The sequence below is a fragment of the Mesorhizobium sp. M7A.F.Ca.CA.004.06.1.1 genome (assembly GCF_003999135.1).
GTDB lineage: Bacteria > Pseudomonadota > Alphaproteobacteria > Rhizobiales > Rhizobiaceae > Mesorhizobium.
In genome coordinates, this window is the sequence record NZ_RZPQ01000110.1 from 1 (window position 1) to 11372 (window position 11372).

Sequence of the window (11372 nt, forward strand, 5' to 3'; positions counted from 1 at the left end):
GAACATAGCCTAGCTATCCGAGGAAAAATTTCGCAGGTGAACGTAAGCCGAGGACAATCATAAAAATCAGTGGCTTAGACTTGTGGAGGGAGGAATATGGCAGAAGTCGTTCTTGAAAATATCTGCAAGACATACGGGAACAATTTTCACGCAATCGACCAATTGAACCTGTCGGTCAAGGACGGTGAGTTCTTGATTCTCGTCGGGCCGTCCGGCTGTGGCAAATCCACCGCGCTGCGGATGATCGCGGGATTGGAGGACGTCACCAGCGGCAGCCTTCGGATCGGCGGTGTCGACGTCGTCGACATGCCGCCCAAGGACCGCGACATCGCGATGGTCTTCCAGAGCTACGCCCTCTACCCGCATATGACGGTGTTCGAAAACATCGGCTTTTCGATGCGGCTGGCAGGCAAGCCGAAGGCCGAGCGCAAAAAGCGCGTGGACGAGATCGCCAAAACCCTTCAACTGACGTCTCTGCTGGACAGCAAACCCGCGAACCTTTCAGGCGGACAGCGTCAAAGGGTTGCCATGGGCCGCGCCATGGTGCGCGAGCCGGCAGCCTTTCTCATGGACGAACCGCTTTCCAATCTGGACGCGAAACTGCGTGTTCAAATGCGCGCCGAAATCACCAGTCTGCAAAAGCAACTCGGCGTAACGACCATATATGTGACCCACGACCAAACCGAAGCCATGACGATGGGCGACAGGGTCGCGGTGTTGAAAGGCGGCGTGCTGCAGCAGGTCGACACACCCAAGAGACTCTATGAATCGCCGGTGAACGCCTTCGTTGCCGGCTTCATCGGGTCTCCTTCGATGAACCTTTTCGAGGCGACCCTGACGGGCGACGAACTGATGTCCGGCGCCCTGGCCATTCGGCTGCAGGATGCAGCCTTCGTGCGCAGGCCGGGCTTGAAGTCGTATGCGGGGCGCAAGGTCGTGTTCGGCATACGACCGGAGGATCTCTATGACAGCAGCCTCGAATCCGGCCGCAAGTATCAGACGATACCGGCAAAGGTGACCTCGATCGAAGAACTTGGATCCGAACAAATCGTCCATCTCGACATCGACGCGGTCCGGGTGGACTCCGGCGACCCTGACGCGGTGCAGGATTTCGGCCTGGCGTCGAATGCGGTGGCGAAATTCGAACCGACCAGCACGGTCCGCTCCGGCTCGGAAATCAGGTTGGCCCTGGATGATACCAAGCTCCATTTCTTCGACCCGGAGACGCATCTGGCAATCTGAATATCAGCGATAAGACCCGCGGGTGAGGGTGAGGCGCCTGCGTAAGAAGACTTCTGAATAATCAGACGATCGGCCGCATTGTGCGGGCGAATATAAAGAAGGAGGAGAAAATGACGTTTCGCATTAAACCCGCGATGCTGAAAATAGCCGCGGCCGCATGGTTGCTTGGCGCAACCGGCGCCATGGCGGATACGACGCTGGAATTCACCCAATGGTGGGAGCCCGAATTGCCGGCCGGCTCGCTCAGGGCAATCATGGATGACTTCGAGGCCGCAAATCCCGGAATCAAAGTGACGCTGGTCAGCGGCCCCTACGCGACCACGCGTGACCAGATCTCGGTTGGTGCTGCAACCGGAACGCTCAGCGACGTCGTCGGTCTCGACGGTGCCTGGGTGAACAATCTGAATGCGCAGAGCGCACTCGCCGACATGAATCCGATGATGGATGCGAGCGGTTTCGACAAGAGCCAGGTCGCGGACATCGTCAAGGTGGACGGCAAGGCGGTGATGTTTCCCGTGGCTTCCTTCGTCTATCCGGTCTTCGTGAATTTGGACCTTGCTGCCCAGGCAGGCGTGACCAAGCTGCCGTCGACCCGTGCGGAGTTTCTCGAAGCCGCCAAGAAGATGACGATCGCCGACAAGAATCAGTATGGCTGGGTGCTGCCCCTGTCGCTGCAAACGCCATCCGGCGTTCAGAACGACATGATGTCGTGGGTTTGGGCTTCGGGTCAGTCGATGATGGCGAACGGCAAGCCGGACCTTGAGGGCAAACCGGTGGTGGATATGCTCACCTTCGTCAAATCTCTCAACGACGCCGGCACCATCTCGCCCGGCATCGCCACCAAGACCGAGCAGGAAAAGGTCGAGGAGTTCGTCAACAACCGCGTCGGGATGATGATCGACTCGCTCGCGCATGTGAACCTCATCCGCAAGCGCAATCCCAAGCTGAACTTCGACCTCATCCCGGTCCCGGTCGTGGAAAACTATACCGGCAAGCGCGGCCTTCCCTATGCCTCCTGGGGCATCGGCATCTCTGCTGCCTCGAAACATCAGGAAGAGGCCTGGAAACTCGTCCAATATGTGATGAGTGAAAAGGTGAACGCCAAGCTCGTATCGCTTGCAAACGCCTTCCCGGGCAACGTCAACGCCAAGCCCGATTTCGTGACCTCGGACAAGGCTTTCGGCAAGGCTTTTGAAATCTTCAAGACCGGTTATCTCGCCAATGAGTTCACGGGCCTGCCGGTGGCAGAAGACCTGATGACCCAGTTCGACGTGCAAGCCCAAAAGATGCTCGCCGGCGAGCAGTCTCCGGAACAAGCAGCCGCCGCCGCTCAGAAGGGCTGGATGGCGAAATTCTGATCGGCCTGTTCCCGTTTGCTGACTTCGACCGGGTGGCCTGACTTCGGGCAGGCCACCCGGCAACAACGGATCGGCAATTTGAGTGGACCTGTTTTTGAAGCTTACCTTCTCTTGAAGGCGTATCCCAAGGTTGGCACATGACCCGGCAAAAGCGCTCTCACCACAAGCTCAAACGAGCGGTCGCACCCTACCTCTATCTGTCGCCCTCGCTGCTCATAATCGGGCTTCTGATGCTGCTGCCGATGGTGACGGTGATTGGCTACTCGTTCCAGAACAGCGCGGTGCTGCGTCGTGACCCATCCTTTGCCGGACTGAAACACTACCAGGCGATCTTCGACGACCCCGTGTTCTGGGCTTCGCTGTGGCACACGCTCTACTTCACATGCATGAGTGTCATTTTCCACATGACCATCGGCATGGCCTTCGCGCTCATGCTGAACAGCGACCGCATCAATCCGACGCTGCGCAATATCCTGCGCGTGCTCTATATACTGCCTTGGCTGTTCACCGCGGTGATTATCGCCGTGATCTGGCGCCTGCTGCTTGAGCCGAACGGTGTCGTGAATAGCATTCTCATGCAAATCGGCATCATCGGTTCCAAGGTCGAATGGTTTTCCTCGCCTGAGACCGCGCTGCACGCCGTCACCTTTGCCAACATCTGGGCGGGCTATCCGCTCTTCATGGTCAGCCTGCTCGCGGGTTTGCAGGGCATTCCCAAGGATTTCTACGAGGCTGCCGATATCGACGGGGCGAAAGCCTACCAGAAGCTGATCTTCATCACCATTCCGCAGCTGATGCCGATCATCATCAGCATCTCGCTGCTCGACTTCATCTGGACCATGCAGGTCTTCCCATTAATCTGGATAACGACGGGCGGTGGCCCGATCTACTCGACCGAGGTCCTCAGCACCTACACCTACAAGCTGGCGTTTTCGAGCTACAACCTGTCGCAGGCTTCAGCCAGCGCTGTGGTCATCTTGCTGATCTCTCTCGGCCTGACGCTGTTCTATATTCGCTATCAGAAGGCTCGGTAGTCATCATGAGGAAAAGGCATACGCCGAAAGACAGGCTGATCACCGTCGCGCTCCATGTAGCGCTTGCAGCGGGGCTCTTTTTCGCGGCATTTCCGATCTACTGGATGCTGAGCAGCTCGTTCAAATCGAATACCGAAATCTTTGCCCTGCCACCAACCATCCTGCCAAAGGCCTTCACGCTGGAAGCGTATGCAGCCATCCTTGGCGACCCGGTAAAGCTGCGCTTCTTCTTCAATAGCTATTTCGTGGCGGGAGCGGTGACTGTGCTGACGGTGCTGATCGCCCTGCTGGCGGCCTACGGGTTCAGCCGCTTCAACTTCCGCGGCAAGGGCATCCTGAACACAATCATCATCAGCACGCAGACGATTCCGCCGATCACACTTTTGATCCCCTTCTTCGGGCTCGTCGTCTCATACGGCATCTTCGACACCTATGTCGCACTGATCCTGACTTATCTGGTGTTTACGCTGCCCTACGCGATCCTGCTGATGACGGGATATCTGAACACCTTGCCCCGCGATCTCGATGAAGCCGTGGCCGTCGATGGCGGCACCAGTTGGACAGCGCTTTGGCGGGTGATCGTCCCGATTTCACTGCCTGGCATCGTGGCGACGTCGGTCTACACCTTCCTGTTGTGCTGGAACGAATTTCTCTTTGCGCTGACACTGACGAAGTCAACGTCCATGCGCACCGTCCCGATCGGCATCCAATTGTTGATGGGTCAGCACGCCTTCGAATGGAACCAGATGATGGCGATGAGTGTGCTCGGCTCGCTACCGCTCTTGCTCATCTACCTCGTTGCCCAGAGGTACTTCCTCGCCGGCATGACCGCGGGCTCCGTCAAGTAGGATGTCCATCCCACGGCGACGCAGGGTGGCATCAAGCAATGGGCGATACCAAGGAATGAAAGGATGAACGTGAAAGAGCTCAAAGTCGGCTGCCAGACCTTCACCTGGGAAATGCTGGGAGACCGGTTCACCGGCGGCCCCGACGATCTGCTGAAGGCGATCTCTGACGGTGGCTATGCCGGCATCGAGATCACCGACACCATGATCGGACATTATGGCGACAAGCCGGAGGAGTTCGCCGCCGCGCTGAAGGCGTCGGGGCTGACGCTGGTTTCCTTCGCCTTTGGCTCGAACAGTGGTTTTACGCTGAAGGAGGAGATCGGCGCCGACCTCGAAACCGCCAAGCGCTGGATCGATTTCGCCGCCGCCTTCCCGAATGCGCTGGTATCGATGGGCTCGGCCACGGTGGTGTCCGACGGCCCGCGCGAGGATAAGTTCGCCATCGCCGCCGAGGTTTACAACAAGGCCGGCGAACTCGGACGCAAGGCCGGCGTCCAGGTTGCCCTGCATCCTAGCTCCCACCACAACACGCTGCTGTTCGACCGCGCCGACTACGACACGATCTTTGCCTTGCTCGACCCCGACCTGGTCGGCTGGGTACCGGATACCGGCCATATCCTGCGCGGCCACAAGGACATGTCCGATACACTGCGCACCTACCGCGACCGCATCCGCTACATCCACCTCAAGGACGTCGATGCCAACGGTACCTGGGCCATGCTCGGCAAGGGCGTCTGCGCCACGGCTGCGGTCATCGAGATCGCCAACACCGCACCGCGCTTCAACGGCTGGCTGGTGCTGGAGGAAGAATCCGAAACGGCCGCCGCCGATCCTGCCGGCGCGGTCAAGACCAACCGCCAGACTATGCGCAGCTACGGCGCCTGAAGAACGAGACGATGATCAAGAAACAGGACAGACGCCTCAGGGTCGGCGTGCTCGGCTGCGGCCCCATCGCGCAGTTCGCGCATCTGGAATCCTGCGTGAAAGCCGGCAATGCCGACCTCTACGCCATCTGCGACGCGGCACCCGATCTGCTTGCGCGCATGGGCGCCACTTACGAACCGCAGAAAATGTATTCCGACTATGAGGCAATGCTCGCCGATCCCGAGCTGGAAGCGGTGATCGTCGCCACGTCGGACGCCTATCATGTGCCGATGTCGATCAGGGCGCTCAACGCCGGCAAGCATGTTCTCTGTGAAAAGCCGATCGGCACCTCGGTCGAGGAGGGCGAGGCGCTGGCCGAAGCGGTCAGGCGCTCGGGCAAGATCCTGCAGGTCGGCCACATGAAGCGCTTCGATCCGGCACTGGAGACCGCGCGCGACTTCGTTCGCGACGAGATCGGCGAAGTGCTGGCGCTGAAGGCCTGGTACTGCGATTCCACCCATCGCTACACCAACACCGATGCCGTGCAGCCGCTGCCCGTCACCAGCAGGCTAGCCAGGAAGCCAGCCGGAAATCCCAAGGCCGATCTCAGGCAATACTTCATGCTGGCCCATGGCTCGCATCTCGTCGACACGGCGCGTTTCCTGTGCGGCGATATCGTCGCCGTGCGCGCCCGCCTCAATGAGAAATTCGGCGCCTATTGCTGGTTCGTCGAAACCGAGTTCGCCAGCGGCGCGCTCGGCCATCTCGACCTGACGGTTGCCGTGCGCATGGACTGGCACGAAGGTTTTCAGCTCTATGGCGAGAACGGCTCCGTTATCGCCAGGACATTCAACCCTTGGTACTTCCGCGCCAGCGAGGTGGAGATATTTCACGAGAAGACCGCCACGGCCCACAAGCCGCTCGGCGCCGATGGCCATTTCTTCCGCCGCCAGTTGGAAGGTCTTGCCGACACGGTGCTGAACGGCACGCCGATGCGTGGCGCCAATGTCGAGGACGGCATCGCCTCGATCCGCGCCATGGTCGCCATCGCGCGTTCGGTGGAATCAGGCGAGCGAGTCGAACTCGCCTCGGTGTCGGGGGCGGTGTGATGCGTCTCGGCATTTTCGCCAAGACCTTTGCCGGCACCGATCCGGCCGCCGTGCTGGTTGCGGTGCGGCAAGCTGGGTATGAGACGACGCAGTTCAATCTGGCCTGTGCCGGCCTGCCGTCGATGCCGGATGCTGTGCCGGCGGACGCCATCGCCTCCGTCCGTGCCGCCGCGCAGTCGAACGGCGTTTCACTCGCAGCACTGTCGGGCACCTACAACATGGCGCATCCCGACAAAGCCGTGCGCGACGACGGCCTCAGGCGCCTCGCCGTTGTCATCGAGGCTGCTGCTGCCCTCGGCATCCCGCTGGTCACGCTCTGCACCGGCTCGCGCAACGCCGCCGATCAGTGGGCCTATCATCCCGACAATGCCGATCCGGCCGCCTGGTCCGACATGGCCGCCGAGATGGCGAAGGCGCTGGCGCTGGCCGAAGGTGCCGGTGTCGATCTCGGCATCGAGCCTGAGCAGGCCAACATCGTCACCTCGGCCAGGGATGCGACCCGGCTGATCGCCGAGATGGGATCGAAGCATCTGAAGATCGTGCTCGATCCGGCAAACCTGTTCGAACACGCCACGCCCGGCGAGGCGCGCGCTATCGTTGCCGCCGCGATCGACGAGGCCGCCGGCCACATCGCCATGGCGCATGCCAAGGACCGTCATGGTGACGGTCGCTTTGCCACATCAGGACAAGGCATTGTCGATTTTCCTGATTTTGTTGCACGGCTAAAGGCAGCGGGCTTCGACGGACCGCTTGTCACCCACGGCCTGTCCGCCGACGAAGCCCCCGATGTCGCCGCCTTTCTGCGAAGGCTCCTCTGATGGGCGTCGCCCCGACGATCCTGCTTCGCGACGATGCAGCGCTTCGTGTCTTCGACACGGGGCAGGGCAGGCTTCCCGTCGTCTTCCAGCATGGCCTCGGCGGTGACGCAGCGCAGGTCGCGCAGAACTTTCCCGATGGTCCTTCATACCGTCGGCTGACCGTCGAATGCCGCGCGCAGGGCGGTTCCGGCGCCGGTAGCAAGCGCCCGTTTTCGATCGCGATGTTCGCCGATGATGTGCTGGCCGCCGCGGATGCGGCCGGCCTCGACCGTTTCGTCGCCGGCGGCATCTCGATGGGTGCGGCCATTGCCTTGCAGCTTGCCGTCCGGCACCCGGACCGGGTCGCCGGTCTCGTGCTTGTGCGCCCTGCCTGGGCTTTCGAGGCGGCGCCGCAAAACATGCGCCCTTACGTGGAAGTGGCGGAGCTCATCCGCAGCCGTCCTTTATCGCAGGCGCGAGATATCTTCGCGGCGTCCGCGACGGCCGCCCGCTTTCGCACCGAAGCGCCGGACAATCTTGCTTCCCTGCTCGGCTTCTTCGCGCGCGAAAACGCGCCCGTCTTCGCCGAGGTGATGCAGGCGATCGCAGAGGATGGACCTGGCGTGACGCGGGCAGCCGCCGCCAGCCTTGCGTTCCCTACGCTCGTCATCGGCAGCGGCATCGATCTCGTCCATCCGCTGGCCGCCGCCCGCAGCCTCGCCGACGCCATCCCCAATGCGACCTTTGCCGAGGTGATGCCGAAGGCCACCGACAAGGAGTGCCATTTCGCCGAAATTCGCGCCGCCATCGCGGACTTTCTCGACATGAATTTCAACAACCAGGACCAGTCATGACCTCGAAACCTCTCTCAGGCCCGGCCGCCATCGCCGCATTGCCGCGCGACCGGATGATCGCCGAATTCTCGCTCTGGTCGGCCAATCTCGCCAATTTCGAAAACGACTTGAAGCGCATCGAGCCCTATGTCGATCTTCATCATATCGATGTGGCGGACGGTCATTTCGCACCGTCCTTCCTGTTCTTCCCCGATCTCGTCGCCCGCATCGCAGGGCTGACGGCGAAACCCATCCATGTCCACCTGATGGTCGATGAAGCAATCGTCGAGGCGCAGACGCGCCAGTTCATCGAAGCCGGCGCCGACATGATCAGCGTCCATGCCGAGAATGGCGAAGCCGGATTGCGCGCCGTGCGGCTGGCGCGGGAGCTCGGCGCCGAGGCCGGCGTCGTACTCAGGCTGGAGACGCCTGTGGAAGCGGTGACGGCCTTCGTCCCGGAAGTCGCCTTCGTGACGCTTCTTGGAACCGCAATCGGCGTCAAGGGACAGAGCCTGTCGGACAAGGCCTGCGACAGGCTGGGCGCTGCCCGCGCCATCCTGAGAGAGGCCGGCCGCGAGGCGCAAGTGGTTCTGGCGGCCGATGGCGGCATCCGCCACGAGACCGTGCCGTTGCTGCGTGCCGCCGGGGCCGAAACCGTGGTTCTCGGTTCGCTCGCCTTCGGTGACAAGGATCTCGCCGGCCGCATCGGCTGGCTGCACGGCTTGAAGGTCGCGGCATGACATCAGAAGCCGCCCTTGCGATCGATCTTGGCGGGACGGAGCTTCGCGCCGCCTTGGTCGACCGCGACGGCAAGATCCTGGCATTCGCGGCGGTGCCGACGCAGGCGCTGGCCGGTCCCGATGTGGTGATCGGCCAGATCGAGGCGTTGGCGGCGACAGTCCATGCCGAGGCCCCGGCACTTTCGGTCGTCGGCGTCGGCGTCGGTGCACCGGGGCCGCTCGATCCGCTGGCCGGCATCGCCGTCGGCCCGCCGACGCTCGCCGGCTGGCTGGACGTGCCGCTTGCCGACATCCTGGAACGGCGGCTCGGCCTGCCGGTGCGGCTGGAGAACGACGCCAATGCCGCGGCGCTCGGCGAATGGCGCTTCGGCGCCGGTCATGGCGCTCGCTCGCTGGTCTTTGTCACGGTTTCGACCGGCATCGGCGGCGGTGTCGTCGTCGACGGGCGCATCCTGCATGGCCGCCGTGGCCTTGCAGCCGAGATCGGTCACATGACCATCACCAATGAAGGCGAGCGCTGCGTATGCGGTGTCGTTGGCTGCTTCGAGGCCATCGCGTCGGGAACGGCACTTGGCCGCCGCGCCAGCGCCGCCACGGCAGCCGGAGACGGCTCTACCTTGCGACGCTTGTCAGCGGACGCGGAGGTGACCGGCCGCCATGTCGTCGAGGCGGCACGGCTGCAGGACGCTCTTGCCTCGGCCTTGCTGGAGGAGGAAGCGCGCTGGCTGGGCGTTGGCTTCACCAATCTCCTGCATCTCTATTCGCCCGATGTGCTGGTCGTCGGCGGTGGCATCGCCAATGGGCTCGATCTGATGCTGCCGACCATCGAGGCGACCATCAGGCAACGGGCCATGCGCGCCTATCGCGACGTGCCGGTCGTTCAGGCCCAGCTTGGCCGCCATGCCGGGCTCGTCGGCGCCGCCAGCCTTGTGCTGTTCGACGACGGGGGCACTTTGGCAGCCCGCATGCCTGTCGGCCCAAGCACGTTTCCGGACACGCCGCTGAGCAAGACCGGCACGGTCTGACGTTGCGACCTGCATGACAAAGGCCAGAGGCAGCACGCCTCCGGCCTTTTACGCATTGACCGCGCGTCATTACTCGGCGGGAACAACGTCCGCCGGCAGGCTATCGTCGGCCGTGCCCGCCAGCGCTCTGGCCAGCTTGGCCTTGTCGAGTTCGCCTTCCCAGCGAGCCACCACCAGCGTGGCGACAGCATTGCCGACGAAGTTGGTCAACGCCCGGCACTCCGACATGAAGCGGTCGACGCCGAGGATCAGCGCCATGCCGGCGACCGGCACCGCCGGAACCACCGACAGCGTCGCGGCAAGGGTGATGAAGCCGGCCCCGGTGATGCCGGCGGCACCCTTGGAGGAAAGCATGGCCACCAGCAGCAGCAGGATCTGGTCACCCATAGACAGGTGGATGTTGGTCGCCTGTGCGATGAACAGCGCCGCCAGCGTCATGTAGATGTTGGTGCCGTCGAGGTTGAAGGAATAGCCGGTTGGGATGACCAGGCCGACGACCGAGCGCTTGGCGCCGGCCTTCTCCATCTTTTCCATCAGCGAGGGCAGGGCGGCTTCCGATGAGGAGGTGCCCAGCACCAAAAGCAGCTCTTCCTTGATATAGCGGATCAGCGACAGGATGGAGAACCCGTTGTAGCGGCAGACCGCGCCAAGCACGACGAACACGAACAGGAACGACGTCACGTAGAAGGTGCCGACCAGCATAGCGAGATTGATCACCGCGCCGATGCCGTATTTGCCGATGGTGAAGGCCATCGCGCCGAAGGCACCAATGGGGGCCGCCTTCATCAGCACGCTGACCAGCTTGAAGATCGGTGTCGTCAGCGCCTGCAGGAAATTGAGCACGGGCGTGCCCTTGTCGCCGACCAACGCCAGCGCGATGCCGAACAGCACCGAGAAGAACAGCACCTGCAGGATGTCGCCGTCGGCGAAGGCGCCGACGATGGTCGACGGGATGATGTTCATCAGGAACCCGGTGACCGACTGGTCGTGCGCCTTGGCGGCGTAATTGCTGATGGTCGAGGCGTCGAGCGTCGCCGGGTCGATGTTGAAGCCGGCGCCCGGCTGCACGACATTGGCGACGACAAGGCCGATGATCAGAGCCAGCGTCGAAAAGGTGAGAAAATAGAGCATCGCCTTGCCGGCGACACGCCCGACCTTCTGCAGGTCGCTCATGCCGGCAATGCCCGTAGTCACGGTCAGGAAAATGACGGGGGCGATGATCATCTTGACCAGCTTGATGAAGGCGTCGCCGAGCGGCTTCATGCTCTCGCCGACCGACGGATAGAAATGGCCGAGCAGGATGCCGACGGTGATCGCGACGAGCACCTGCACGTAGAGTTGGGCATAGAAAGGCTTGCGCTGCGCGGAAGACGCGCCTGAATGGTCTGCGATGTGCATCGAACTCTCCCTGGCCGGATGGGGCGGAGCGCCCTGCGTGACTTCTCCCATCGCGGCGCTCCGGTCGCACGCCGCTGCCAGGGAGTTTTGCAAGCGCTGTGCCAGTTCGCGGAAAGGCCGGAAC

The 11372-nt window shown here is 62.3% G+C and carries 11 protein-coding genes; 10 read left to right on the forward strand and 1 reads right to left on the reverse strand.

From position 1 onward, the window contains the following. Nucleotides 1-96 precede the first annotated feature (96 nt). From EN906_RS09695 to EN906_RS09740, 10 genes are all read left to right on the forward strand, one after another. Nucleotides 97-1242 carry an ABC transporter ATP-binding protein gene (locus EN906_RS09695; protein ID WP_127266569.1) on the forward strand — a complete coding sequence of 382 codons (1146 nt, stop codon included), beginning with the start codon at nucleotides 97-99 and terminating at the stop codon, nucleotides 1240-1242. Between the two features lie 110 nt (nucleotides 1243-1352). Further along, complete coding sequence (locus EN906_RS09700) at nucleotides 1353-2600, forward strand: sugar ABC transporter substrate-binding protein (RefSeq protein WP_127266568.1); 1248 nt, start codon at nucleotides 1353-1355, stop codon at nucleotides 2598-2600. 137 nt (nucleotides 2601-2737) lie between these two features. Further along, on the forward strand, nucleotides 2738-3634 hold the full coding sequence (locus EN906_RS09705) for a sugar ABC transporter permease (protein ID WP_023808791.1): 897 nt from the start codon (nucleotides 2738-2740) through the stop codon (nucleotides 3632-3634). Nucleotides 3635-3639: 5 nt separating this feature from the next. After that, nucleotides 3640-4482: a carbohydrate ABC transporter permease gene (locus tag EN906_RS09710; RefSeq protein WP_127266567.1), complete on the forward strand. Its 843-nt coding sequence runs from the start codon at nucleotides 3640-3642 to the stop codon at nucleotides 4480-4482. A 63-nt stretch (nucleotides 4483-4545) separates the two neighbouring features. Further along, on the forward strand, nucleotides 4546-5367 hold the full coding sequence (locus tag EN906_RS09715; protein WP_127266566.1) for a sugar phosphate isomerase/epimerase: 822 nt from the start codon (nucleotides 4546-4548) through the stop codon (nucleotides 5365-5367). Between the two features lie 11 nt (nucleotides 5368-5378). Continuing rightward, a complete protein-coding gene (locus EN906_RS09720; RefSeq protein ID WP_127266565.1) occupies nucleotides 5379-6455 on the forward strand; it encodes a Gfo/Idh/MocA family oxidoreductase in 1077 nt (358 codons plus the stop codon). Then, nucleotides 6455-7273, forward strand: coding sequence for a sugar phosphate isomerase/epimerase (locus EN906_RS09725; RefSeq protein WP_127266564.1), 819 nt, complete (start codon nucleotides 6455-6457; stop codon nucleotides 7271-7273). Before EN906_RS09720 ends, EN906_RS09725 begins: the two co-directional genes overlap by 1 nt. Continuing rightward, complete coding sequence (locus EN906_RS09730) at nucleotides 7273-8106, forward strand: alpha/beta hydrolase (RefSeq protein ID WP_127272188.1); 834 nt, start codon at nucleotides 7273-7275, stop codon at nucleotides 8104-8106. The genes EN906_RS09725 and EN906_RS09730 overlap by 1 nt, the downstream gene beginning before the upstream one ends. Continuing rightward, complete coding sequence (locus EN906_RS09735; protein WP_127272187.1) at nucleotides 8103-8825, forward strand: ribulose-phosphate 3-epimerase; 723 nt, start codon at nucleotides 8103-8105, stop codon at nucleotides 8823-8825. The genes EN906_RS09730 and EN906_RS09735 overlap by 4 nt, the downstream gene beginning before the upstream one ends. Continuing rightward, nucleotides 8822-9850, forward strand: a complete 1029-nt coding sequence (locus EN906_RS09740; protein ID WP_127270821.1) for an ROK family protein — start codon at nucleotides 8822-8824, stop codon at nucleotides 9848-9850. Before EN906_RS09735 ends, EN906_RS09740 begins: the two co-directional genes overlap by 4 nt. Before the next feature lie 69 nt (nucleotides 9851-9919). On the opposite strand, the gene EN906_RS09745 is transcribed toward EN906_RS09740, so the two are convergent. Further along, a complete protein-coding gene (locus EN906_RS09745; RefSeq protein WP_127270823.1) occupies nucleotides 9920-11248 on the reverse strand; it encodes a dicarboxylate/amino acid:cation symporter in 1329 nt (442 codons plus the stop codon). Between the last annotated feature and the right edge of the window lie 124 nt (nucleotides 11249-11372).